The organism is Brevibacterium salitolerans, assembly GCF_039531405.1.
GTDB classification, from domain to species: Bacteria; Actinomycetota; Actinomycetes; order Actinomycetales; family Brevibacteriaceae; genus Brevibacterium; species Brevibacterium salitolerans.
The window spans coordinates 71,374-94,914 of record NZ_BAAAPZ010000003.1; the positions used below are offsets into that span (position 1 = coordinate 71,374).

General features: G+C 71.7%; 20 protein-coding genes and 1 tRNA gene. 9 read left to right on the forward strand and 12 right to left on the reverse strand.

The annotated features are described in order from the left end of the window. Positions 1–2: 2 nt before the first annotated feature. Together serS and ABD240_RS05000 are read left to right on the forward strand one after the other, a co-directional pair. Entirely contained in the window at positions 3–1,286 is a 1,284-nt protein-coding gene (serS, locus tag ABD240_RS04995; protein ID WP_291794918.1) for a serine--tRNA ligase, read from the forward strand. Then, positions 1,283–2,110, forward strand: a complete 828-nt coding sequence (locus ABD240_RS05000; RefSeq protein WP_291794916.1) for an HAD family hydrolase — start codon at positions 1,283–1,285, stop codon at positions 2,108–2,110. Before serS ends, ABD240_RS05000 begins: the two co-directional genes overlap by 4 nt. A gap of 27 nt (positions 2,111–2,137) precedes the next feature. Here ABD240_RS05000 and ABD240_RS05005 read toward each other — a convergent pair whose 3' ends face one another. From ABD240_RS05005 to ilvA, 7 genes are all read right to left on the reverse strand, one after another. Continuing rightward, a complete protein-coding gene (locus ABD240_RS05005) occupies positions 2,138–2,425 on the reverse strand; it encodes a hypothetical protein (protein WP_344335778.1) in 288 nt (95 codons plus the stop codon). A 13-nt stretch (positions 2,426–2,438) separates the two neighbouring features. Further along, positions 2,439–3,053: a hypothetical protein gene (locus tag ABD240_RS05010; RefSeq protein WP_344335781.1), complete on the reverse strand. Its 615-nt coding sequence runs from the start codon at positions 3,051–3,053 to the stop codon at positions 2,439–2,441. Between the two features lie 73 nt (positions 3,054–3,126). Next, on the reverse strand, positions 3,127–4,776 hold the full coding sequence (locus ABD240_RS05015; RefSeq protein WP_344335783.1) for a flotillin family protein: 1,650 nt from the start codon (positions 4,774–4,776) through the stop codon (positions 3,127–3,129). A 93-nt stretch (positions 4,777–4,869) separates the two neighbouring features. Next, positions 4,870–6,150 carry an FAD-dependent oxidoreductase gene (locus tag ABD240_RS05020; RefSeq protein ID WP_344335786.1) on the reverse strand — a complete coding sequence of 427 codons (1,281 nt, stop codon included), beginning with the start codon at positions 6,148–6,150 and terminating at the stop codon, positions 4,870–4,872. Further along, positions 6,147–6,737 carry a hypothetical protein gene (locus ABD240_RS05025; protein WP_344335789.1) on the reverse strand — a complete coding sequence of 197 codons (591 nt, stop codon included), beginning with the start codon at positions 6,735–6,737 and terminating at the stop codon, positions 6,147–6,149. Before ABD240_RS05025 ends, ABD240_RS05020 begins: the two co-directional genes overlap by 4 nt. A 4-nt stretch (positions 6,738–6,741) precedes the next feature. Next, positions 6,742–7,752, reverse strand: coding sequence for an NAD(P)H-quinone oxidoreductase (locus tag ABD240_RS05030; RefSeq protein WP_344335792.1), 1,011 nt, complete (start codon positions 7,750–7,752; stop codon positions 6,742–6,744). 36 nt (positions 7,753–7,788) lie between these two features. Next, the gene (gene ilvA, locus ABD240_RS05035; RefSeq protein WP_344336067.1) at positions 7,789–9,072 is read right to left on the reverse strand and encodes a threonine ammonia-lyase IlvA; all 1,284 of its coding nucleotides are present in this window, start codon (positions 9,070–9,072) and stop codon (positions 7,789–7,791) included. Between the two features lie 83 nt (positions 9,073–9,155). On the opposite strand from ilvA, the gene ABD240_RS05040 reads away from it, so the two are divergent. Continuing rightward, positions 9,156–12,179 carry a maltokinase N-terminal cap-like domain-containing protein gene (locus tag ABD240_RS05040; RefSeq protein WP_344335795.1) on the forward strand — a complete coding sequence of 1,008 codons (3,024 nt, stop codon included), beginning with the start codon at positions 9,156–9,158 and terminating at the stop codon, positions 12,177–12,179. A gap of 93 nt (positions 12,180–12,272) precedes the next feature. Continuing rightward, positions 12,273–12,360: transfer RNA gene (locus ABD240_RS05045), tRNA-Ser, on the forward strand. Between the two features lie 90 nt (positions 12,361–12,450). Here ABD240_RS05045 and ABD240_RS05050 read toward each other — a convergent pair. Further along, positions 12,451–13,296 (reverse strand): GAP family protein, encoded by an 846-nt coding sequence (locus tag ABD240_RS05050; RefSeq protein WP_291794901.1) that lies wholly within the window; start codon positions 13,294–13,296, stop codon positions 12,451–12,453. Positions 13,297–13,405: 109 nt separating this feature from the next. On the opposite strand from ABD240_RS05050, the gene ABD240_RS05055 reads away from it, so the two are divergent. Both ABD240_RS05055 and ABD240_RS05060 read left to right on the forward strand, forming a co-directional pair. After that, positions 13,406–14,635 carry a sensor histidine kinase gene (locus tag ABD240_RS05055; protein WP_344335797.1) on the forward strand — a complete coding sequence of 410 codons (1,230 nt, stop codon included), beginning with the start codon at positions 13,406–13,408 and terminating at the stop codon, positions 14,633–14,635. 101 nt (positions 14,636–14,736) lie between these two features. Next, positions 14,737–15,426, forward strand: a complete 690-nt coding sequence (locus ABD240_RS05060; RefSeq protein WP_291794896.1) for a response regulator — start codon at positions 14,737–14,739, stop codon at positions 15,424–15,426. A 66-nt stretch (positions 15,427–15,492) separates the two neighbouring features. On the opposite strand, the gene ABD240_RS05065 is transcribed toward ABD240_RS05060, so the two are convergent. From ABD240_RS05065 to ABD240_RS05080, 4 genes are all read right to left on the reverse strand, one after another. Beyond that, positions 15,493–16,557 (reverse strand): aminotransferase class V-fold PLP-dependent enzyme, encoded by a 1,065-nt coding sequence (locus ABD240_RS05065; protein WP_291794894.1) that lies wholly within the window; start codon positions 16,555–16,557, stop codon positions 15,493–15,495. A gap of 54 nt (positions 16,558–16,611) precedes the next feature. Beyond that, positions 16,612–17,721 (reverse strand): DUF418 domain-containing protein, encoded by a 1,110-nt coding sequence (locus ABD240_RS05070; protein WP_344335804.1) that lies wholly within the window; start codon positions 17,719–17,721, stop codon positions 16,612–16,614. 225 nt (positions 17,722–17,946) lie between these two features. Continuing rightward, positions 17,947–19,176, reverse strand: a complete 1,230-nt coding sequence (locus ABD240_RS05075) for an amidohydrolase (protein WP_344335806.1) — start codon at positions 19,174–19,176, stop codon at positions 17,947–17,949. A gap of 80 nt (positions 19,177–19,256) precedes the next feature. Beyond that, positions 19,257–20,879: an MFS transporter gene (locus ABD240_RS05080; RefSeq protein WP_291796593.1), complete on the reverse strand. Its 1,623-nt coding sequence runs from the start codon at positions 20,877–20,879 to the stop codon at positions 19,257–19,259. 121 nt (positions 20,880–21,000) lie between these two features. Here ABD240_RS05080 and ABD240_RS05085 point away from each other — a divergent pair, with 121 nt between their 5' ends. The 3 genes from ABD240_RS05085 to ABD240_RS05095 are packed head-to-tail and all read left to right on the forward strand — an operon-like array spanning position 21,001 to position 23,483. Continuing rightward, positions 21,001–22,002 carry an Lrp/AsnC family transcriptional regulator gene (locus ABD240_RS05085; RefSeq protein ID WP_344335809.1) on the forward strand — a complete coding sequence of 334 codons (1,002 nt, stop codon included), beginning with the start codon at positions 21,001–21,003 and terminating at the stop codon, positions 22,000–22,002. Between the two features lie 10 nt (positions 22,003–22,012). Continuing rightward, positions 22,013–22,864, forward strand: coding sequence for an alpha/beta fold hydrolase (locus ABD240_RS05090; protein WP_344335811.1), 852 nt, complete (start codon positions 22,013–22,015; stop codon positions 22,862–22,864). Beyond that, on the forward strand, positions 22,857–23,483 hold the full coding sequence (locus tag ABD240_RS05095; protein WP_291794742.1) for a PIN domain-containing protein: 627 nt from the start codon (positions 22,857–22,859) through the stop codon (positions 23,481–23,483). The genes ABD240_RS05090 and ABD240_RS05095 overlap by 8 nt, the downstream gene beginning before the upstream one ends. Positions 23,484–23,541: the final 58 nt, after the last annotated feature.

The following is a 23,541-nucleotide window of genomic DNA, read 5'->3' on the forward strand; positions in this document are numbered from 1 at the left end:
CCATGATCGACCTGACGCAGCTGCGCGAGAACCCGGACCGTTTCAAGGCCTCACAGCGAGCCCGCGGGGCGAGCGAGTCCCTGGTCGACGAGATCCTGTCCGCGGACGCCTCCCGCCGCTCCGCCCTCACCGCGTTCGAGGCCGCACGCGCGGAGCAGAAGGGCTTCGGCAAGCAGGTCGCCCAGGCCAAGGGCGAGGAGAAGGCCGCGCTGGTGGCACAGGCGAAGGAGCTCTCCTCCAGGGTGAAGGCGCTGCAGGCGGACGCGGACGAGGCGGAGTTCGCCTTCGACGCGCTGCTGCGCAAGCTGCCCAACCTCATCATCGACGGCGTTCCGGCCGGCGGCGAGGAGGATTCGGCGGAGCTGCGCCGCGAGGGCACGCCGCGCGACTTCTCCGCGGACGGCTTCGAGCCCAAGGACCACCAGGAGCTGGGCGAGCTGCTCGGCGCGATCGACACCTCTCGCGGCGCCAAGGTCTCCGGGGCCCGCTTCTACTACCTCACGGGGTTCGGTGCGCGGCTGGAGCTGGCGCTGCTCACCATGGCGCTCGACGTCGTGGAGAAGCACGGCTTCACCGCCACCATCACCCCCACCCTGGTGAAGCCGGAGGTCATGGGCGGCACCGGCTTCCTGGGCGAGCACGCGGACGAGGTGTACCGCCTCGAGGCGGACGACCTGTTCCTCGTGGGCACCTCCGAGGTGCCGCTGGCCGGCTACCACATGGACGAGATCCTCGACCTCTCCGGCGGGCCCAGGCGCTACGCCGGCTGGTCCCCGTGCTACCGCCGCGAAGCGGGCTCCTACGGCAAGGACACCCGCGGCATCCTCCGCGTCCACCAGTTCCAGAAGGTGGAGATGTTCTCCTACGTGCGGGCCGAGGACGCCGAGGCCGAACACGCCCGCATGCTCGCGATCCAGGAGGAGATGCTGGCGAAGTGCGAGCTCGCCTACCGCGTGCTGGACATCGCCGCCGGCGATCTGGGCGACTCCGCGGCCCGCAAGTTCGACACCGAGGCCTGGATCCCCACGCAGGGAACCTACCGCGAGCTCACCTCCACCTCGAACTGCACGACCTTCCAGTCCCGCCGTCTCAAGATCCGTGAGCGCGGGGAGGACGGCACACGCCCCGTCGCCACCCTCAACGGCACGGCGGCGAACACCCGGTGGCTCGTCGCGCTCCTGGAGAACCATCAGCAGGCGGACGGCTCCGTCCGCATCCCGGAGGCGCTGCGGCCCTACCTGGGCGGAATGACGGCCTACGGCCCGGAGGGTGCACGGTACGCATGAGGCAGGCAGGGCAGAACGGCGCGGGGCCCAAGCTCATCGCGCTGGACGTCGACGGCACGATCGTCGACTACGACAACCGCCTCTCCGAGCGGCAGCGTTCAGTGCTGCGAGCCGCCGTGGACGCCGGCCACCACGTCGTCATCGCCACCGGCCGGTCCGCCCACGGTGCGCTGGAGACCGCGAACCGGCTGGACCTCACCCACGGCTACGTCGTGGCCTCCAACGGAGCGGTGCTCCTGCGGCTGGATCCTGAGCTGGAGCACGGCTGGGAGGTCATCCGCGCGGAGACCTTCGACCCGGCGGACGCGCTCGACCGCATGTCGGAGGTGCTGCCCACCGCGCTCTACATGGTCGAGGACGCGAACCTCGTCCGGTACGCGAGTGGGGAGTTCCCGGACAACGAGCTCGCGGACATGGATTCGATGGAGATCGTGCCCTTCGACGAGCTGCGTGCGCATCGGGCCACCCGCATCGTCCTGCGCGAGCCCAACGGCACCACGGAGGAGTTCCAGGAGGCGGTCGAGCGGATCGGTCTCCACGGGGTGTCCTACGCCGTGGGCTGGAGCAACTGGCTGGACATCGCGCCGGACGGGGTGAGCAAGGCACACGGTCTGGAGATCATCGCGCCGCTGCTCGAGGTGGACCACGCGGACACGATCAGCGCCGGCGACGGCCTCAACGACCTGGAGATGCTGGGCTGGACCGCGCAGAGCATCGCGATGGGCCAGGCCCGCGACGTGGTGAAGGAGGCCGCGACGCTCGTCGCCGGCCCCATCGAGGAGGACGGCCTCGCGACTGCGCTGGAGTCCCTCCTGGAGCTCTGAGCGGGGTGCAGGGAGTGTCCAGCGGGGTCAGGCCTGTGCCGGCGGATCCTCTGCGGTGCGCCGCTTCTTCATGACCTTTCCGACGATCCAGCTGAGCACGGGGAGAACGACCAGTCCCGCGATGAAGGACAGCTGCGTTGTCAGCAGCCAGGCGGGTGAGCTGACGACCCAGGGATCGAGCCCCAGCAGCGCACGCAGCTGACCGCCCGCGTATCCGGGGCTCCCGAACGAGCCGGAGACCTCCGTGCCCAGCGGCGCGGCGACGCAGGCGAACAGCAGGGTGAACCAGATGAGGGCGAGGAAGAGGCTGCCCACGCCGGATTCCCGCTCAGCGCTCAGCGCTCCGCGCTTCGCTGCGACGGATGCGGACGATGCTGTCTGCGAACAGCCGCAGCAGCGCGCCCACGAGGATCCACGCCACGTATCCCAGAAACCAGCTGACGACGGAGCAGACGAGCAGGATGAGCGTCCAGGCCGGCAGCTTGGCGGAGACTCCCACGATCTCCTGCCCCGGGTACACGAGCGGCACCAGCACTGCGGCCAGCAGCGGCAGGACGATCCCCAGCACCCAGTGGCGGTGGAGGCCGGTGAAGTAGCCGTACTCCGCGGCGGCTTCGAGGCCCGGCTTCCCGGAGGGCCAGTTCTTGCGGGTCTCTTCCGCAGCAGTTCCCGGCCTGCGGGCTCCGGGGACGCGGTGCCCCAACATACTCCGCAGGACGGGATCCATCATCACCGCCCAGAGGACGACGAAGGCGGCCATGAGGATCAGCATGACCATGTCCGCGGGGATCGCACCGCGCAGGGTGAGGACCGCGGCGAGGACGAGCAGTGCGACCAGGGAGAGCCACAGCTCCCGCTGCCTGCCCGGCGAGGTTCTCCGTGGCATATGCCGGACATCGCTGTGCGCTGCAGCTCCCACGCTGCCGCTGTCGTTCGGCTTCACGATGCTGCTCCTCCGCCTCGCCGCGCTGCAGCGTGGCAAGGCGGAGGCGCGGTGGTGCTGCCGGAGAGGACTGCTACTGCGTGGCGTCCTCGCCGTCGTGAGCGCCTGCCGCACCGGAGGCGCTGGCGGCACGGGCGGTGTCAGCCGCACCGGTGACGGCCTCGGGCGCGGTGCCTTCGGCTGAGCGGGCGCTGCCGGAGCGACCGGTGCCAGTGCCTCCGGTGGTGCCGGAGCGGCCGGTGGAGCCGCCGCCCGCCTCCGTCCGGGAGGCCATGGCGTTCTGGAGGAACTCGCCCAGGTCCAGGCCGGTGGTGGACTGGACCATCCTGAGTGTCTCCTGCATGCCCACGGCGACGTTCTTCGACAGCTTCGACTCGCCGTCGGAGGAGACGACGGAGAGGTTCTCGATGTTGCCGTAGGGAGCGGCGACCTCGTGGGCGACCTTGGGCAGCGCCTCGAGGATCTGGGAGAGGACGGCGGCGTCGTTGTACTTCGCGTACGCCTCCGCCGCGGCCTCGATGGACTCGGCCTCCGCCCGGCCCCGGGCGGCCGTGGACTCCGCCTCCGCCCGGCCGAGCGCCGCAGCGGATTCCGCCTCCGCACGACCCTTGGCGGCGGCGGTCTCCGCCTCCGCCTCACCGCGCGCACGGACGCTCGCGGCCTCGGCACGACCGGCGGCCTCGACGGCCGCGGCACGGTTCTTCTCCTCCGCCAGCGCGGCCTCGGAGTCCTGCTCGCGGGCATAGCGCTGGGCATCGGCCTTCTGGCCGGCCTGGTAGCGCTGGGCGTCCGCCTGGCGCTCCACCTCGTACTTCTTGGCGTCTGCGGGCTTGCGGATCTCCGCGACCAGCTCGCGCTCGCGCAGCTCGTTCTGCTGCTCCGCGATCTTCTGCTTCTCCTCGAGGATCCGCTGCTCCTGCTGAGCGCGGGCCAGATCCTCGGCCGCCTCGGCCTCGGCCTTCTCCCGCGCCGTCTCGCGCTGGATGGCGGCCTGCCGGAGCTCCAGGGCCTTCTGCGACTCCGCGATGGCCTCCTGGTCCGCGTTGCGCGCCTCGGTGGCCTGCCGTGTTGCCTCGGACTCCGCGATCGCAGCGCGCTTGGCGGCGGCAGCGGCCTCCGGCTTGCCCAGGTCCTCGAGGTAGGAGCCGCCGTCGTCCGCGATGGAGGTGATCTGGAAGGTGTCGATCACCAGGCCCTGGTTGTTCATCGAGTCCAGGGCGTCCTCCTGGACCTTCTCCGCGAAGCTCTTGCGGTCGCGCAGGATGGTCTCGACGGTCAGCGTGCCCACCGCCGAACGCATGGTGCCGGAGAGGACCTCCTGCGAATAGGAGTCGATGTCGTCCTGCTGGTCGAGGAAGCGCTGTGCGGCCTTGCGGACGTCCGTGGTGCGCTCGCCGATCTTGATCTGCGCGACCCCGCGGAGCTTGAGCGGGATGTCGTTGGAGCTCAGCGCCTCGATCTCGACGAGGATCTGCCGGGAGGACAGGGAGAGCGTGTGGGCGCGGTCGAAGAGGGGACGCACGAAGGCGCGTCCGCCCACCACCACGCGGGAGCCTTCGTCGAGGCCCACGTCCCCGCCGCGCGAGCGCTGCTTGCCGCCCGTGATGATGAGCGCCTCATTGGGCGCCGCGACCCGATAGGAGCGCCGGAAGACGATGTACGCGATGAGGAGGATGACGAGGACGGCGACGAGGCCGGCTCCGCCCAGCAGAAGAGTGTCCATGTTCCGAACCCTATGCGACTCGAAAGGCCGGACGAAAGGGAGCTGCGGGCATGTGGCGGGGCTGGAACACGCAGCAGCTGCCGGACGAGAGGCTCAGCCCGCCTTCGCCGGGGACGCGCTGCGGTGCGCCCACGAAGGCGCCTTCTCGGGCCGGGGGCCGATTCCGACGAGGAATGCGGGGATCACGCTCAGGACCGGCAGGTGCCTCAGGAGTGCGACGAGGGTGCGCGGGGGTCGCACCGGTCTGCCAGAGAGCGTCGGCATGATGATGCCGGCATGCATGATCCGCTGCAGCCCCTGGACAGCGGCCGTGGGGACCGCACGCCGGCGGTGCACGCGCCCGAGCAGGCGCTCCGCGGCCGGTTCGCGCATCTCTCCGCGTGCGAGCGCGCCGGCGAGCAGGCGCGCGGCGGCGACTGCGTCCTGCACGGCGAGATTGATGCCGACTCCGCCGACGGGGGACATCGCATGCGCGGCGTCGCCGATGCACAGCGCACCTGCGCGGTGCCACCTGCGGAGGCGATCCACACGCACGTCGAGGTGCTTGACGTCGTCCATCGACCTGATGCCGGACACGTCCGCGGCGAGCGCGGGCAGGATCTCGGCGGCCTCGGCGCGGAACGCGTCGATCCCCTTCGCCCGGACGGCGTCGTCGGTCCCCTTGAGGCCGATCTGCGCCACCTGCAGGTATCCCTCACGGGGAATGCCGATCGCCACCCTGCCGCCTCGCATGCGGGGCAGCAGCGATTCGCCCACGTCCTGTGCGGTCGGCACCTTGTACCACCAGACGTCGAAGCCGACGGGGAACCTCTTCGTCGGCAGGTCGAGCGCATGTCGCACCGCCGACCAGCGGCCGTCGCAGGCGACCGTCAGATCGGCCAGCAGACGGCCGGGCCCGCCCGGTGAGGAGTAGTCGACTCCGGTGACCCTGTCGCCTTCGCGGACCACACCGGTCACCTCGTGCTCGGTGAGCAGCGTGAACGTCGGCTCGGCCGCAGCCGCCTCGGAGAGGAGGTCGAGCAGATCCCACTGCGGGACCATGGCGATGTAGGGATGACGCACCGGAAGCCTGCTGAAGTCGGCCATGACGGCATCCCGGCCGTCAGGGCCGGGCAGCTTCACGTGGGTGATCCGGGACTGCGGCAGCGCGGCGAAGCGGCCGAAGAGCCCGAGATCGTCGAGAAGGGCCAATGTGGTCGGGTGGACGGTGTCGCCGCGGAAGTCACGGAGGAAGTCGGCGTGCTTCTCGAGCACCGTCACGTGAACGCCGGCACGTGCCAGCAGGAGTCCGAGCACGAGCCCGGCGGGGCCGCCGCCCGCGATCGCACAGGTGGTCCGGGAGACGGGGCCTGTGCCGGCCTCGGCGTCGGTCATGGTCGTTCCCCTCTCGCGGCGCCGTTCCCGTCAGCCGTGGCCGAGGCCGCCTGGAGCAGTTCTGCCGCTCGGTCCGCGTACCTCCGGGCGGAGGCGGGGTACTCCAACAGCTGTGCGGCATCCGCAGCACCGTGCATCCGCAGGTGAGCGCGCAGCATCGCGGCGGTCTGGGCCGCCTGGGCCACGAGTGACGCGGCGCGGGAGACGGCCTCGGGCACGTCCCCCAGGAGCTTCCGCCCCTCCGCGGGGAAGACGAGGCCGTCGAGGGGAACGGTGCGGTGGCAGCGTGCCATCAGCTCGGCGACGCGGTCGTCGAGCGCGTTCAGCGTGGCGGTGAGTGCGGAGATCTCACCGACGGCCGCCGCGACCGGAGTGACGGGAGCGCCGGCGCCCACGTCCTGCACGGCGGTGCCGTCCACGTCCCCGAACTCCCGGTGCAGGGCCTCGGCCGTCTCGAAGTAGCGGTCCACGGACCGCGAGAAGCGGTCCCGGTGCTGACGCCACAGGCCGGTGCCGAAGCGCTTCTCCTCCGGGGACCTGCGGTCCCGGGTGAAGAGACGTCCGCCCAGGGCCTCCCGCAGCCCCATCCGGTCAGTCCTCCGCGACCCGCAGCAGCAGCTTGCCGATGTTCTCCCCGGCTTCCATCCGCGCGTGGGCCGAGGACGCCTCGGCAAGAGGGAAGACGGTGTCCACGACGGCGCGGATGCGGCCCTCGGCGGCCTGCTTCCAGAAGGTGTCCGCGACCTCGGCGACGATGCGGGCCTTCTGCTCCGCCGGCCGGGCGCGCAGGGTCGTGGCGATGACGGAGAGGCGGCGGGGGAGCATGCGGCCTAGGTTCGCCTCGGCCTTGGTGCCGCCCTGCAGGCCGATGATCACGAGGCGGCCGTCCACCGCGAGCGCCCGGAGGTTGCGGTCGAGGTACTTGGCTCCCATGACGTCGAGGATGACGTCCGCGCCGTCGCCGGGGCCCTCACCGGTCGAGGTGATCTCGCGGATGCGCTCCACGAAGTCCTCCTCCCGGTAGTTGATGACGGCGTCCGCGCCCAGTTCGCGGCAGAACTCCGCCTTCCGCTCGCTGCCCACCGTCACGGCGACCTTGGCGCTCTGCGCCTTGGCCATCTGGATCGCGGCGGTGCCGATCCCGGACCCGCCGCCGTGGACCAGCAGCCACTCACCCGGGCGCAGCGCACCGGCGGCGAAGACGTTGGACTGGACGGTGCACAGCACCTCCGGCAGCGCTGCCGCGTCCTCGAGCGAGAGCTCCTCCGGAACGGCGAGGAGCTGGCCGGCCGGCACCTCGACGTACTCCGCGTAGCCCCCCTCCGTGAGAAGCGCGGCGACGCGGTCGCCCTCTGCCCAGCCGGTGACCTGCTCACCCACCTCGTGGATCCAGCCCGAGGCCTCGAGCCCGGGGATCTCCACCTCCGTGTTCGCTCCGGGCGGCGGGGTGTAGTGGCCCTGTCGCTGCAGGACATCGGCGCGGTTCACGCCGGCGGTGTGCACTCGGACCACCACATGGCCGGGGCGGGCGGTGGGCGTGGGGGCCTCGCCGAGGCCGAGGACCTCGGGGCCGCCGTGTTCCGTGAGTGTGATTGCGCGCATGCCACCACTGTAGCCGCGCGGGTGCAGGGGCGGGCCTCACACGAACATGCGGAACAGCGGCGAGTCCTGGCTCACCCGCTCGATCTCCAGCGGCGAGGCGTCCATGCGCTCCAGGAGAGGCCCCAGATCCTCCTGCGAACCCAGGGTGATGCCCACGAACGCGGGCCCGGTCTCCCGGTCGTTGCGCTTGACGTAGTCGAAGAGCGCGATGTCGTCGTCCGGGCCCAGGACGTCGTTGAGGAAGCTGCGCAGCGCTCCGGGCTCCTGGGGGAAGTTGACGATGAAGTAGTGCTTGAGGCCCTCGTGGACGAGCGAGCGCTCGAGGACCTCTGCGTAGCGGGAGATGTCGTTGTTGCCGCCGGAGATGATGCACACGACATCGCTGCCCGGAGCCACCTCCACCGGCGCTCCGGAGCCCACCGGTCCCACCGCGGCGGGGGCGATGGCGCCGGAGGGCTCCGCGATGATGCCGTCCACCTGGTAGAGGCTGAGCATCTCCGTGGCCGCGCGGCCCTCCTGCACGGTGGTCATCGGCACGTCGTACTGCCGGATCATCTCCAGCGTGTAGTCCCCGGCGCGGCGGACCGCGGTGCCGTCCGCGAAGGTGTCGATGTTGCCCAGGGTCACCGGCCGGCCCGCGGCGATCGCCGCGGTCATGGATGCCGCGCCGTGCGGCTCGACGCCCACGACCCGGGTCTGCGGCATGTGGACGGACGCGTACGCGGCCATGCCGGCGATGAGGCCGCCGCCTCCCACCGGCACCACGATGACGTCAGGGGCGCGGCCCAGCTGCTCGAGGATCTCCAGCGCGATGGTGCCCTGTCCGGCGATGGTGAGCGGGTCGTCGAACGCGGAGATGACGAGGGCGTCCGTCAGCTCGGAGTGGCGCTTGGCCAGGTCAGAGGCGTCGTCATAGGTGGAGCCGTCGATGATCACCTCGACGTGCTCCCCGCCGAAGTAGCGGATGCGCTCGATCTTCTGCCGCGGCGTCGTCTTGGGCACGAAGATGGTGCCCTTGACGCCTAATGCCCGGCACGCGCGTGCGAATCCCTGGGCGTGGTTGCCCGCAGAGGCGCACACCACTCCGCGCCGGTGCTGCTCCTCGTCGAGCTGCAGGATGAAGTTGAATGCACCGCGGATCTTGTACGACCGCACCGGCTGGAGGTCCTCGCGCTTGAGGTGGACGGTGGCCCCGGTGAGCTGCGAGAGCCGGTCCGAGACGTGCAGCGGGGTCGTGACGATCTCGTCCGAGATCCGCGCTGCGGCGTCCTCCACATCAGCGGAGGTGGGCAGCGGCCGGCGGTTCCTCTGTTCGATCAGCACCGATCCATTGTGCTCCAGAATCCTCAGCCTCCGCTGAAACATCCCACATTCCGACCGCTGCGGCCGATAGCATGACAGCTATGGCCTTCAGCAGCGATCTCGAGCGACTCCTTGCGCGCTGGCTGCCGCGACAGCGCTGGTATCCGGAGCTGGGCGGCCGCGCGGGTCAGGAACCTGACCTCACGCCGGTCTCAGTGGTGCGACTGGCGGACGCCGAGGACCGTGACACGGGAGTGGTGCGCGTGCTCGCGGCGGTGCTCAGCGTGGCCGCAGGCCGCCGCTCCGCCCGGATCGCCCTGCCGCTGACCTTCCGCACCCGTGAGGCCGTGGCGCTGCGGGAGCACCGGATCGGCGAGGTCGACGACCTCCTGCTCGGCCGGGTGGGGGTCTACGACGGTGCCGCGGATCCCGTCTGCGTGCAGGCGCTGCTGGACCTCGCCTCGGTCCCGGCCTCTCTCCCGGAGCAGCACGTGTCCGGTCACCTCGCAGGTGAGGAACTGGGCGCTCCCGAACGGCCCACGCCGTTCGCACCGGAACCGGGGGAGCTCCTCCGCCGGTCGGACGAGCTCACCGTCCGTGTGGCTGCCTCCCGGGGGCAGGAGACCCGCACGGTCGTCGACTCCCCGGACGGGACCTTCGTCATGACGTTCCTGCGGACGCTCAGCGAGCGGCAGCCTCCTGCGGTGCGGGTTCCGCTGGCGCTCACCGCGGTGGGCTCGCAGACGGTGCACCCGGTGGTGGGCTGGGTGCAGACGCGCTGGTTCGACGTGACCGCCCAGGAGACGCTGTCCGCGCCCTTCGCCTTCGTCTCCCATGCGCTGCCGGGTTCCTATCCGGCATGGCAGGACGCCGTGAGCCTCGCGATGCGCACGGACTCCGGCTCGGTCGGCTCCTTCAACCGGCAGGCCTCCGTGCTCGGCACGGCCGTGGGGGAGCTGCACGGGGACCTCGCCGGCGAGTTCGGTCTGGTCCAGAGCGGCGGCGAGCCCACCGCAAGGCTGGTGGGCAAGTGGCAGAGCCGGATCGGCTGGGCGCTGCGGACGGCCTCGGGCGCGCTCACCGGTCTGCACGAGCAGCTGCGCGAGCACGCGCGGAGCCTCGAGACGCTCACCTCGGTGGGGCCCCTGCAGCGGATCCACGGCGAGCTCACCCTCGACCACATCCTCACGGGCACCGCGGAGGGCCCGCGCATCATCTCGTTCTCCACGGATGCGGACGACGAGCCGCGGCCGGTGGCGCTGGATCTCGTGGCGCTGCTGCGCAGCGTGGACTACGCGGCCGGGTACTCCTGGCTGCGGCGCACGGGCGGGTTCGCGGAGAAGTCGCCGCTGCTGAGGCAGGTGGCGACGGAGGGACTCTTCTCCGCGGACAGCCGGGGCGCGGAGCTGCGCGAGGAGTACGCGAGCGCACCCGAGCGGCTGTGGTGCGGGCAGGCGATCAACTCGCTGTTGTCCGGGTATTCGCATGCGGTGGGCGGAACGGCGAGCCTCAGCGATCCGGTGCTGCGTGCGGCGCTGGTGGACCGGCTGCTCGTGGAGATCGTGACGGAGCGGCGGAACCGTCCGGCCTGGGTGATCGTGCCGCTGGCGGCGCTGAGCGCGCTGCTGGGCCCGCCGGAGACGGTGGACGTGATCGCGGACGCGCCGGTGCCCGCCGAGGCCGCTTCCGCCTCCGCCTGTCCGGAGGCGCCCGATGTGCTCCCATCCGCCACCGAGGCCGCAGCCGAGGTCGGTGACGCTGTGGGCGGCGCTGTGGGCGGCGGGGCAGGAGCCGGCGCTGCGGAGTTCAGGGCAGCGGAGCAGGGGACCGCGGAGGCCGGAGCTGTTGAGCCGGGAGTCGTTGAGCCGGGAGCTGTGGAAGACGAGGGAACGGACGCCGAGGCGGCCGAGGCCCTTGCTGCGGGCGAGGACGACGCGGCGGGTGAGGCCGTTGCTGCGGGCGAGGACGACGTGCCCGTCCGAGGGGCGGCGTCTGTCGCGGAGGAGGCGCCCGCTGATGAGGAGGCTTCACCTGCTGATGAGGAGGCTGCCGCCTCGGCCGGCGGAGATCCCGACGGAGACACGGAAGCCGCCGTCTCGGTCATCGGTGATGCGGAGGCCGCAGCGTCGCGGGCTCCGGGGGCCGTGAGTGCTCGCACTGCGGAGACCGCGACCGCGACTGCGGCGAAGAGCGCGGTGACCGGGAGCCGCGCGGAGGGCGGGGCCACGAACGCGTTCGGGCTACCGGTCGCCTCCGGCCCCGCGGCCGCGCAGCACGATGCGAAACGCTCTGCGAAGCGCACCGAGACGGCGCCGGAGGTTGCCCGGAAGCGGTCGGAGAAGGAACCGGCACAGAAGCGGCAGGAGTCTGCGGGACAGGACGGCCTCGCCCTTCCGGTGCTCGTGGACATGCCTGCGGTGGGCACGCCTCCTGCGCTCGCCGCGGCTCCGGTTCCCGCGCCGCTGGATCCGGACGCCTCTGCCCGGAACGTCGCGGCTGTGGTCACGGCGGCCAAGGAGGCATCGGCTGCGGAGGCTGGAGACGGGGAGGCAGGCGGAGCGTCTGAGGTCGTCGAGAATCGCTCCGAGCCCGAGCCCGAGCCCGAGCCCGAGCCCGAGCCCGAGCCCGAGCCCGAGGCGACGGCCGCGGCCGAGGCCGAGGGTGAGAACAGTCCCGAGGCTGGAGCCGAGCCTGAACCCGAGCCCGAGGGTGCGGTTGAGGACGAGGATGAGAACAGTCCCGAGGTTGAGCCGGAGGCTGTGGCTGAGACTCGCGGTCACCCCGAGTCCAGCGATCACGCCGAGACCGGGGATCACGCCGAGACCAGTCAGGCCGGCCAGATCCATGAGTCCCACGAGGACGTTCCCGCCGGCCAGGCCTACGAGCCTCCTGCGTTTCGTGGAGACGATCCAGCCGGCGGGGGCCACGAGTCCGACGAGCCCGACGAATCCCATGCGGGAGATCCCACCGACGACTTCCCGGAGGACGATCTCCCGGACGAGGACCTCGCGGAGGACGACGAGGACGAGGACCTCGCGGAGGACGACATGGGCAGCCCAGGCGGCGCCCCGCGTCCCAAGCCGGTGCGTGCGCGGCGGTGGAGCGAGGACGACTTCACCTTCTGAGCCGCCGTGCCTCACCAGGTGGGGCATACACCTGCGAGTGCGGCGGTGCCGCTGTGGCAGAATGGTGGCGCGCGGAGTGTTCCTCGGCGCGCAGGTGAGTTGACAGAGCGGCCGAATGTGACGGTCTTGAAAACCGTTGAAGGGCAACCCCCTTCCGTGGGTTCAAATCCCACACTCACCGCGTTTTCCCTGGTCACAGGGGTAGTGAAGGCAGGCCCGTCTCGAGCGTCGAGGCGGGCCTGCCCCCTTTGCGGGCAGGGGCGGGCTCCCGTCACCCGACGAAGGGGAGATCCAGTCCCAGCTGCGAAGCGCCGGCGCGTGCAAGCAGAAAGCCGAAGATGCCGAGGATCCAGGCGGTGTTCTCCGCCCCGGTGCGCTGCAGCCATGCGGCGAGTCTCTGCAGAGGACCCTCGACTGCACGGGCGGCGACGACGCGCGCGGCGAGCAGCACCAGAGCGGGCACGATCATGACGATGCAGTATCCGGCGAGCAGTACGATCCGCAGGCTCATGCTCATCGGGGAGTTCGCCAGCATGGTCATCCCGATGAGATAGGGCAGCATCGTCGCCACCTCGACCAGGCCCGCGGCGAGTGCCACCGCGATGACGGTGCCGCGCGAGGTGTGCGGTGCGAGCAGGCGATCGCGCCACGCGAGGATGCGCCCGCCGGAGCGCCTGCTGCCGGACCCGCCGGAGTGCCCGGCAGGGTGCTCCCCGGGCTGCGTGCGGGCCAGCGCTGCCGCCTGCGCACCGCCGGCCTCGGGCACACCGCTGACAGAGGCGCCGGCCTTCCTCGTCCGAGCGTCGGAGACGCCCATGAGGATCCCGGCGCCCAGCATCCCGAGGCCCACCACGAACAGCACCGTCTGTCCCGCCGTCGAGTCGAGGAACTCGCGGCCCACGTCCACGACGCTCACCAGGCCCAGGGTGAACAGGACGCCCACCGCCAGGTAGAACAGCGTGATCGTCCCCAGGTAGAGGAATATCCGTCCCACCCGGGGCCGGCCGGGGGCGATGAGGAAGAAGACGGGGATCAGCAGCGTGCCCACGCTGAGCCCGTCGAGGAGCGCGAGCAGTCCCAGCGCGGCGGGCAGGGGGAGGGCGGAGAGAAGGTCCATGCCCTCGAGCCTGCGCGTGCCCGCGCGGGTGCGCATCGGCTGATGGACGCAGACCGGACTCATACTTTGGACGGAGACAGCGAGGACCCACCCCTGCTTGGATGGAGGCATGGGTCGGAACGGAACGGACACCTCGGCGGGCTCGCGCCGCACGCGCGCCTGGTGGCGGACGCCCAGCCCCTGGAAGGAGCTCCTCGGCTATGTGACCGTGGCGGTGCTGTCCGCGGCATTCGGCTTCCGGACCTGGGACCTGTTCTCGCTGCTGCCGGAACCGGTCTCCTCCTGGTGGACCCTGGCCCCGGGCCTCCCCGCGTGCGCACTCGTCCTCACGAAGCGCAGGGCGCCGGTGGCCTCCCTCATCGCCGCGACCGCATTCTTCGTCCTCGACCTGCTGACGACGAGCGGCCTGATCACCTTCATCCTGGTGCTCGATCTGCTCTACACGGCGGCCGTGGCCCTCCCCGCCGGACGGCGTTCCCGTCTGCTGGGGGCAGTCGCTGCGGGAACCGCGGTCATCGCCGCCTCCGCCTATGCGCTCACCCGCGACGCGGGGTTCACCGTGGCGATCGGCCTGCAGATGGGCGCGGTGCTGGGCACCGGGTACTGGTACGGCACAGCCGTCGCGCAGTCGCAGGAGCTGGTCGAACTGCACCGCAGGCGTGCCGAGGACGCCGCGCTGCTGGCCGAACGCGACAGGGTGGAAGCCGTGCAGCGCGAACGCGAACACATGGCGCGGGAGCTCCACGACGTGGTCGCCGGCCACGTGTCCGCGGTGGCGATCCGCAGCGAGGCCGCACTGTCCGTGGGAGATTCGGAGGAGCCGAGCCCTGAGCGGCGTGCCCTCCATGCGGTCCGCGACGCCAGCCTCGACGCGCACACGGCGCTGAGGTCCATGATCGCCGTGCTGCGCGCCGGCGGTGAGGGGCTGGTGACGCCGCCGGGCCGCGAGACGGTTCCGGAACTGGCCGCACAGGCCCGCAGCTCCGGCGTGGAGGTCGCCGTGGACGACCGCGTGGGCGAGGCGCTGCCTGCACCGGTCGATCATGCCGTGGGCCGGATCGTGCAGGAGGCGCTCGCCAACGCCGTTCGTCACGCGGCCGGTTCCTCCGTGCAGGTGCGGATGGAGAGGAAGGAGGACGGCGTGCACGTCACCGTCACCTCCCGGGGCGGCGCCCCTCTGCGGCGACCTGAGCTCTCCGGCAGCGGCCTCGGTCTCGAACTGCTGGGTGAGCGGGCGCGGGCGCTGGGAGGGACGCTGACCGCAGGGGCGCTGCAAACCGGGCCCGAGGCCGGGGACTGGGAGGTGCGCGCCGTCCTCCCGCTCGACGTGACGGTATGAGCAGAGGTGCATCGGCCGTGCGGGTCTCAGGGGTGGGGCTCCCCGGGGCGGACGGCGCAGGGCAGAGTGGGGACCGGACAGGCACGGAAGGGGCGGAGGACATGGACGGCAGCACGGGCGGGCGCGCCACTGCGAGGGATTCTGCACCGCGGGTGCTCGTCGCAGACGACCACGGCATGATCCGTGAGGGACTCCGGATGATCCTCGAGTCCCACGGCGCGGTGGTCGTCGGCGAGGCCGCGGACGGTGCGGTGGCCGTGCGCAATGCGGCCGCGCTGCGTCCGGACGTGGTGCTGATGGACCTGCGGATGCCGGGGACGGACGGTGTGCGGGCGACCAGGGAGATCGTGGAGGCCGGATCCGCGCAGGTGCTGGTGCTGACCAGCTTCGACGAGGACGAACTCGTGTTCGGCGCGATCCGGGCGGGTGCCGCGGGGTTCCTCCTCAAGACCACGGAGGCGGCGCTCCTCGTTGATGCCGTGCGCCGGGTGGCCGCCGGCGAGGGCGTGCTGGACCCGAGGGTGACGCGGCGGGCGCTCGCCGCCGTGGCCTCGGCCCCGGACGACTCCGCCCCACGGGCCCAGAAGCGGCTGCACGGCCTCGACCAGCTCACTGCCCGGGAACGGCAGATCCTCGCGGCTGTGCGCGACGGACGCTCGAACGCACAGGTCGCCGCCGAACTCCACATCTCCGTGCCCACGGTGAAGACGCACGTCTCCAGCATCCTGGCCAAGCTCGGTGCGGAGAGTCGCACCCATGCCGCAGCGCTGGCGCGCGGGGTGTCTCTGTAGGACTGCAGACGCGAGCGGCGGAGCGCAGTGTTCCCGTCTGCTGGCCGCTGAGCCTCCGCGTCGCCCCTATCTCCCCAGTGCGCCGAGCGCCATGTCCACGTCCTCCTCCGTGCTCCACACGTGGAAGGAGGCGCGCACGCCGCCGGCTCTGCCCGAGGCCGTCACCCCGGCACGCTGCAGTGCCGCCAGGTCGCTGCCGTCCGGGTCCGGCCACGCCACGATCGCCTGGCCCCTCTCCGGCAGGCCCAGCCCGCGGCACAGTGCGTCGCCCAGGCCTGCGGCGTGCGCGCGGATCCCCGCGATGTCCGCCTGCGCGAACCACTCGAGCACCGGAACCGCGCCCACGACGGACGGCCACGCAGGTGAGACGTCGAAGCGGCGGGCGTCGCCGGCGAGTTCGAGTGCGGGTCCGTAGGTCGATGCCCAGGGGTCCGCTCCCGCGAACCAACCGGCCTGCGCGGGGACGAGCCGTTCGGTGAGGTCGGCCGAGACTGTGAGGAACGACAGGCCGCGCGGGCAGGAGAGCCACTTGTAGGTGTGGCAGATCGCCATGTCCCACCACTCGGCGCTGCAGGGCACGCTGCCCGCCGCCTGCGTGAGGTCGCAGAGGGTGAGGATGCCGTGCTCCCGCGCGGCGGTGCGCACGGCCTCGGCGTCCGCCTGCCTGCCGTCCGCGGACTGGACGAGCGAGAAGACGACGGCGGCGACGTCCGGGGTGAGGGCCTCGGCGAGGTCTGCGAGCGGCACCGGCCGCACCGTCACCTCGGGCCGCACGTGGAAGGGAGCGGTGACGGAGGAGAAGTCCCCGTCCACCGTGACCACCGTGGACCCGGCCGGGAGGGACTGTGCGAGGAGGGACACCTGGACCGAGGTCTGCGAGCCGATCGCCGTGCGTTCCGGCGCGACGCCCACCAGCGAGGCGTACGCGCGGCGTGCCCTGTCCACGAGGACGTCGAAGTCCGTGGCGCTCACCTGGCCGGCCTCCCAGCGGTCGAGGTGGCTACGCAGTGCCGCGAGACTGTCGTAGAACGGCAGTCCCAGCGCGGCGGCGTTGAGGTAGCCCGGGCGCATGGCGAAGAGGTGGGGGACCACGGCAGGGTCGAAGGGGCGAAGACGCGCGGCGCTGCTCATCCCGTCAGTCTAGGAGAGCGGGCGGCGGGGGAAGGGCCCGGACAGATCCCCGGTTCAGACCCGCCACCAGGTCGCCATGCGCCACATCCGCTCGAGGGGTCCCTGGCGGAACCGCATCAGCCACAGCGAGGACCAGATCCACTGCACGGCGAGCACGGCACCGCAGAACACCATCGTCAGTGTCCAGTCGCGCACGCCGGCGCCGGCGGGGTCGAGGCCGCTCGGCAGAAGCCGCAGCCCCACCAGGAGCAGCGTGGCGGTCACGTAGTTGGTGAGCGCCATGCGGCCCAGAGGTCCGAACGCCGCAGTGAGGACGCGCCGCAGCGGCGAATGGAGCACGGCGATGAACGCACTCACGTAGGCCGCAGCCATGACGAGTCCGAGCGCGGACTCGAGGGCGAAGCCCTGCCAGAGGGCGCGTTCCGTGTAGCTCGTGGTGGTGAGGAGTGCGGTGCCTGCCGCGGCCGTCGTCACGGCGAGGAGCGAAGCGATCCACCAGGTGCGCGGCGAGCTCTCGATCCGGCGCGCCAGATCGGCCTCGCCTGCGGCGAACCCCAGCAGGAACAGGCCCGGGATGAGTGCGGGCCCGCCGCCGGTGAGGAGGAGTGCGGTCAGCAGCAGCGCAGCGCCCGCAGCGGGCACGAGCACCCGCGCCCAGCGGCGGTCCGGGAGGAAGGTGGCCGGCAGGAGGAAGACGAGTCCTGCGAGACCGTAGGGCAGCAGCGCCTCCCCGGGCTGGAGGAACTGGTGGGCGGCGCCCAGGAGGACCAGGACGCCGAGGCGGCGGGCCAGTGCCAGCCGCGGCCGGGGCGTCCGCGTGCCGGCGATGCGCCAGAGCATCCCGAAGCCCACGCCGAACAGCAGGCTGAAGATCGGGAAGAAGCGCTGCTGGACGAAGAGGTCGAGCCAGTGCGAGACGGGATTGGGCGAACCGTCCGGCAGCAGCGGAGAGAGCCCGAGGATGCTCGGGGCGTTCACGAAGATGATCCCGGCGAGTGCGAATCCGCGCAGGGCGTCGAGGCCGGCGATGCGGGAACCGCGCTCGCCGTGTGACCGGCGCTCGCCGGTCTGTGCGGAGGGCCGTTCCGGGTACTGGGCATGAGGCGGGCCCGCGGTCTGTGCGACCGTCTGCGGTGGCACGGCAGGGAGATGCGTGGAGGTCATGACCAGAAGATTACTGAGCGGTAGGTATGAGAGGCAGGGGGCTTGCCCGCGCCTCGGCGGAGGAAAACCCGCCGCCGGTACACCCTCCGACATGTGGAGCAGCAGACGGGAACCCGTTCCCCAGGCACTCCCGTCTGCGGATCGGCCCGTTCTGCAACGCAGAGGCGGCCGATCCACAGACGGGAACGAGGGAGCTCGGCGTTCCCGTCTGCGCTCTCCCGAACCTCAGACCTCGAGCACGGGGGTGGTGGCGCCGGACTCCCTCTCGGCCTGCAGACGCAGCAGCTCCGCGCGCAGCTCCGGGTTCAGGGCGGCGTCCAGGGCGGTGAGGGCGAGTGCCTTGGCGCCGTCGAGGGCGGCCTCGTCGCCGGCGGGGGAGATCGCATCGGCCGTGAAGCCGACGGTGTGCGGGGCGTTCTCAGAGCCGCGCACCCAGATCATGCCGTGGATGGCGGGCACCACCTGGGAGACGTTGCCCATGTCCGTCGAACCTCCGCCGAAGGCGGTCTCGTGGAGCACGGGGCGGCCCAGCGACTCCAGGTTCGCGTCCCAGGCGGCGCCGAGGCCCTCGTGGGTGAGCACGGGGGCGTAGGGGTACTCCGTCTGCCGGTGCTCCCAGGAGCAGCCGGTGGCGATCGCAGCACCCTCGAAGCAGGCGAGCACGCGGTGCTTGACCCCGCGCCAGGTCTCGATGTCGCCGGCGCGGTACTCCACCTGGAGCGTCGCGGAGTCCGGGATGATGTTGGTCGCCTCACCGGCCTGGGAGATGAAGGCGTTGGCGTTGGAGTGCGGCGGGAGGTGCTGACGCAGCATGGCGAGGTTGGTGAGCGCGAGGGTGGCGGCGGCTCCCGCGTTGACCGCGGCCCACGGTGCGGCCGCGGCGTGGGCCTCCTTGCCCGTGAAGGTGACCTCGAGCCGCTCCACCGCAGTGGAGTGCGTCTTGCCGATCTCGTTCTCCTGCTGCGGGGAGCCGTGCACCATGAGGGAGAAGGCGGCGTCCTCCCATGCGCCCGCCTTGAGCAGTTCGACCTTGCCGCCGCCGTGCTCCTCGGCGGGGGTGCCCAGGAGCTTGATCCGCAGCCCCGCGGCGTCCGCCACCGGCTTGAGCGCCAGCGCGGCGCCCACTCCCGCCGTGGCGATGATGTTGTGTCCGCAGGCGTGGCCCACGCCGGGCAGCGCGTCGTACTCCGCGCAGACGACCACGGTGAGGTCGCCGGTGCCGTAGACGGCCTCGACCGCGGTCTCCACGCCGTAGGCGCCCGTGGTCGTCTCGAACCCGGCCTCGGACATGACGTGGGCGACGGCCTTGGCGGACTCGTGCTCCTCCCAGGAGAGCTCGTTGAGTTCGTGGATGGTGCGGCTGAACTCGAGGAGGGCGTCTCCGGCCGTGTCGACGGTGTCGAGCACGGAACTGCGCAGCTCCTGGAGGGAGGGGGCGGGGGCGTTCTGTGTCATTTGCGTGGCTCCTTCGGAGGGTGGGGTGTGGGTTCGGGTGGTGCTGCTCGGTACGGCGGTGCGGTCCGGCTCCGCGGGTCTCAGCGGTGAGGGGAGGAGGTGCCTGCAGCAGAGTCTGCCGCACGGGCGGCCGCCGCGGCGTCCCGGTCCGCATGCTGCACGGACGGGGCGTGCCCGGGCTGTCCGGCCTCGCCTGCGGAGCCCGCGCCCGTGCCGGGAGAGCCGGCGTCTGCGCCGCTCACGCCCGAGCCGCTCACGCCTGCGCCGGAGGGGTCAGCGCTGCCCACGCCCGAGCCGGAGGGGTCAGCGCCCGCGCCGCGCGGGCGGATGAACAGGGCGAGCACGGCGAACAGTGCGCAGAGGCCGGCGCAGATCCACCAGACGGTGTGGAACGAGGCATGGGTGGCGATTGCGGCACCGTCTGCACCGGTGGTGGAGAGGGAGGCCATGACGAGGGCGAACACGGCGCCGGAGACGGCACCGGCGGCAGTCCGTGCGGTGTTGTAGAGGCCCGAGGCGATGCCCACGGAGTCTGCCTCCGCGCGGTCCACGACGATGGTGGGCAGTGCGCCGATCACGATGCCGGCACCCAGTCCCGCCAGCACCAGCCAGACGGTGAAGAGGACCAGCGTGCCGGGCACCAGGATCATGAGCGCGAAGGCCACGGCGGACATGAGGCCGCCCGCGGCGACGGCGCGCGGACCGGAGAGCAGCCGGGCCACCCGGTCGCTGAGGGTGGCGCCGAGGAACGCCGCTCCCGCGTTGATCGCGATCGTGAGACCGGCGACCGTCGCGGAGACCCCGAATCCGTAGCCCAGCAGGCCGGGGTCGGACCGGAGGTAGAGGGAGATGGGCGCCTGGGAGCCGAACATCTGCGCGCCGTAGAGGAACGCCACGACGATGGGCAGACCGATCCCTCCGTGGAGCAGCACCTGCAGGTCGATGAGGGGATCCGCGCTGCGGCGGGTGTGGCGGACCCAGACGAGGAGGAGCACCAGTCCCGCTGCGACGGCGGGGACGGTGAGTGCCGCGGACCAGCTCGTGAGATTGGAGACCGCGCCCAGGACGAGGACGAGTCCCGCACCCAGCAGGAGCGCGCCGGCGAGGTCGGCCCGGCCCTCCTTGCGCAGCGGCGTCTCCTTGACGAGGAAGGCCACGCCCACGGCGCACAGCGCCATGAACGCCGCGGGGACCAGCATGGTGAGGGTGAGGCTGCCGATCGCGTCCAGCAGGGCGCCTGCGACGAGCCCGCCCAGGGCGGCGCCGAGCGTGAGCGCGCCGACGAGCTTTCCGATGCTGCGGCCGGCGTGCTCCGGGTCGCGCTGGTGGACGATGGCGAACTCCAGCGGGAGGAAGGTGGCCAGGGGCGCCTGGATCGCCCTGCCCAGCAGGAACAGCCAGTAGGTGGGGGCGAGGGCGACCAGCACGGAGGCCAGGGCCACGATGATCGAGGAGATGAGCAGCAGGCGCTTGTGCCCGTAGACGTCGCCCAGCTTGGACAGCAGCGGCACCACCATGATGGTGGCGAGCATGTAGGAGGCGTTGACCCAGTTGAGCGAGGCGGCGGAGACGCCGTAGCTCTCGCCCAGCGAGGAGAGGAGCGGCGGGAACCAGCCCTGCAGGAGGCCGCTGGCCAGCTCCATGCAGACGAGGAAGCCCACGACCGCCGAGGCGCGGGTGGACAGAGGAGTAGTGGTGGGCATGTGCGCTCCGCGGGAGTTCAGGGCTGGAACATGGTGACCGGCACCACGGTGGAGCGGGACGAGTCCCGGTGCGCGCTAGGATGAGAAATGCTCGGAAGAAGGGGGATATGTGCAGGAATCCGTGCTTTCTCCGCTGGAGAAGAGGATCATCCATGCGCTTCAGGTGAACCCGCGGGCGCAGTGGAGCGAGCTCGCCCCGGTGCTGGGTGCGGCGCCCACCACACTCGCCCGGCACTGGGACCGGCTGCGGGCTGAGGGGCTGGCGTGGACGACCGCGTTCCTGCCCTCCGGGATCGGTGCGCTCATCGACATCTCCTGCGAGCCGCGGCACGTGGCCGGGGCGATGACGGCGCTCAGCGAGTTCCCGGAGCTCATCACCATCGACCACACCGCCGGTCAGCGGGACATCATCGCCACCGCCATGACCCGCTCGCACCAGGAGGTCGGCGCGCTCGTCACCAGGCGCATCGGCGCGATCCCCGGCGTCCTGCGCACGCAGACGCACTTCGTCACGGCCATGCACGTCGAGGCCTCGGTGTGGCGCATGCGAGCGCTCTCCGCCTCCGAGCAGGCGCGGGTGCCTCTGCCCAGGCCTCCGCGCAGACGCGCCCCCAGGCTGACGGCGCCCGAGGTCGAGGCCGCGCTGCGCGAGGAGCTGCCGCGTGACGCGCGCGTGCCGGTGAGCCGGATCGCGCAGGCGCACGGGCTGAGCGAACAGCGGGTGGCGGACGGTCTTGCCCGCATGCTGGCGGACGGAGACCTCATCCTGCGCACCGATGTGGCGCGCCCGGTGACGGGCTGGCCCGTCTACACCTGGTACTTCGTGAGCGCCCCCGCCGCGCTCATCCCGCGGATGGCGACGCTGCTGCGGCAGGTGCCGGAGGTGCGCACCGCCATGTCCGTAGCCAGCGAGCACAACCTCATCATGGCCGTGTGGCTGCGGGACCTCAGCGAGGTCTCCCGGTTCGAGGCCGCGGTGGAGGCGGCGCTGCGCGGGGCACGCATCCGTGATCGCGGCGTGGTGTTCTCGACGGCCAAGCACATGGGGCACCATCTGGATGCGAACGGCCACGCGACCGGAGTGTTCACCCATCCGCTGGCGGCGCCGGCCTGCACTGCATAGTCTGCGAAGCATGACCTCCGCTTCGCACCCGCGCTCCGCCGACCGCAACCGTCCCGGCCCGGAGACGGGGTGGGTGTCCGTGTTCGGCAGCGGCGAGCCCGTGACCCTGTTCGGCCACGGGTTCTCCGGACAGATCCGGGACACCCGGCCGTTCGCCGCGGGGATCGAGGGGACGCGCGCGCTGGTGAACCTGGGCGGGCACGGCGGCCGCCCCTCGCCGGGCCCCGGCTGGGACTACGGGACCATCGCCTCCCAGCTCTCGCAGGCGCTCACCGCCGCCGAGGCCGCCGCGGGAGCGCCTGTCACCCGCGCCCTGGGGGTCTCGATGAGTGCGGGCGGGTTCGCGCGTCTGCTCACCTCCGGCGACGCTGCGGCGCTCGCCCTGGAGAAGGTCGCGTTCGTCCTGCCGGCCTCGTGGGCGAGGTTCGCAGCGGAGCAGCAGGCGGTGATCGACGCCGGTGTGTCGCAGGTGTGCGCGCTGCTGGAGGCGGGGGACCGGGCGGGGCTCATCGCCCACTTCCTGGCGCGGGAGCCGGTGGAGGTGCAGGCGCTGGAGCCCGCGCGGGCCTGGGCTGCGCAGAAGGTGGACGCGCTGCTGGAGACGGACATGTCCGACGGTGTGGGCCTGGCGGCACAGATCGCGGTGGCGGATCCGGCGACGGCCTCGGCGGATGCCGCACGGTTCTCCGGTGAGGTGCTCGTGCTCACGCATGAGGACGATCCCTCGCATCCCGTTCAGGTCGCACAGGAGTACGCGCAGGCGTTCCCGCGGGCGCGCCTCGAAGTGCTGCCGCCGGGATCGATCCTGTGGCGCGGCCGGGCGGAGGTGCGGCGCATCCTCACCGAGTTCTTCAATGACTGAGGGAGAAAGTGCCGATTCGGACGTGCCGCAGCTCTGCCGGGCACTGGTGGACACCTCGGTGCTCGCTCCGGAACCGCTGTGGCTGTGGTTGCGAGCTGTGCGCAAACGGCGGTCGCCGAACCTCGACCTTCTCTGCACGTTCGGCATCAAGAGAGAGCTCTATCCTGCTCTGCGGCGGATCTGCCCGGACTATGAGCGGGAACAGCTGTACGAAGCCGCAAGACAGCGGGTTCTCTCGATGACACCGCTCAGCACCACAGGCATCGTCGAGGTGCGCAGTCCGTGGGTGCTCGACCCCGGAGATGTGCACCTCGACGCTGCAGCAGTCGTCTCCGGCATCGATGCGATCATCACCGATGACGTCCATGCTTTCGCCGAGCACCCGGAGCGGCCGTACCGCGTCGTCACGGCGGACGACTTCCTCTGCGAGCAGACGGAGGAGTGGGCGGCTGCCGATTTCGCCGCCGCCCTGGAGCACTATGAGATGCACAGGGCGGAGGCGGCGCGGAAGATCGGCGTCGAACCGTCTGCCGGCATCGCCAGCCATCTGCTGCGTCGTTCCCACGCCCGTCGCTTCGCCAAACGGGTCTCCCGAGCCCTCCGCCGCAGCGGACCGTGACCGCAGCGGGCAGTGAGGGGAGCATGCGGTGAGGTGCACCGCGTGCCGCGGTCACCTG

What these genes read in the sequence shown, in the direction of transcription:
- ABD240_RS05095 (WP_291794742.1), top strand. Translation starts at nt 22,857, where the DNA reads ATGACTGAGGGAGAAAGTGCCGATTCGGACGTGCCGCAGCTCTGCCGG.
- ABD240_RS05090 (WP_344335811.1), top strand. Translation starts at nt 22,013, where the DNA reads ATGACCTCCGCTTCGCACCCGCGCTCCGCCGACCGCAACCGTCCCGGC.
- ABD240_RS05065 (WP_291794894.1), bottom strand. Translation starts at nt 16,557, where the DNA reads ATGAGCAGCGCCGCGCGTCTTCGCCCCTTCGACCCTGCCGTGGTCCCC.
- ABD240_RS05060 (WP_291794896.1), top strand. Translation starts at nt 14,737, where the DNA reads ATGGACGGCAGCACGGGCGGGCGCGCCACTGCGAGGGATTCTGCACCG.
- ABD240_RS05000 (WP_291794916.1), top strand. Translation starts at nt 1,283, where the DNA reads ATGAGGCAGGCAGGGCAGAACGGCGCGGGGCCCAAGCTCATCGCGCTG.
- ABD240_RS05030 (WP_344335792.1), bottom strand. Translation starts at nt 7,752, where the DNA reads ATGCGCGCAATCACACTCACGGAACACGGCGGCCCCGAGGTCCTCGGC.
- serS (WP_291794918.1), top strand. Translation starts at nt 3, where the DNA reads ATGATCGACCTGACGCAGCTGCGCGAGAACCCGGACCGTTTCAAGGCC.
- ABD240_RS05025 (WP_344335789.1), bottom strand. Translation starts at nt 6,737, where the DNA reads ATGGGGCTGCGGGAGGCCCTGGGCGGACGTCTCTTCACCCGGGACCGC.
- ABD240_RS05020 (WP_344335786.1), bottom strand. Translation starts at nt 6,150, where the DNA reads ATGACCGACGCCGAGGCCGGCACAGGCCCCGTCTCCCGGACCACCTGT.
- ABD240_RS05055 (WP_344335797.1), top strand. Translation starts at nt 13,406, where the DNA reads ATGGGTCGGAACGGAACGGACACCTCGGCGGGCTCGCGCCGCACGCGC.
- ABD240_RS05080 (WP_291796593.1), bottom strand. Translation starts at nt 20,879, where the DNA reads ATGCCCACCACTACTCCTCTGTCCACCCGCGCCTCGGCGGTCGTGGGC.
- ABD240_RS05050 (WP_291794901.1), bottom strand. Translation starts at nt 13,296, where the DNA reads ATGGACCTTCTCTCCGCCCTCCCCCTGCCCGCCGCGCTGGGACTGCTC.
- ABD240_RS05015 (WP_344335783.1), bottom strand. Translation starts at nt 4,776, where the DNA reads ATGGACACTCTTCTGCTGGGCGGAGCCGGCCTCGTCGCCGTCCTCGTC.
- ABD240_RS05075 (WP_344335806.1), bottom strand. Translation starts at nt 19,176, where the DNA reads ATGACACAGAACGCCCCCGCCCCCTCCCTCCAGGAGCTGCGCAGTTCC.
- ABD240_RS05040 (WP_344335795.1), top strand. Translation starts at nt 9,156, where the DNA reads ATGGCCTTCAGCAGCGATCTCGAGCGACTCCTTGCGCGCTGGCTGCCG.
- ABD240_RS05070 (WP_344335804.1), bottom strand. Translation starts at nt 17,721, where the DNA reads ATGACCTCCACGCATCTCCCTGCCGTGCCACCGCAGACGGTCGCACAG.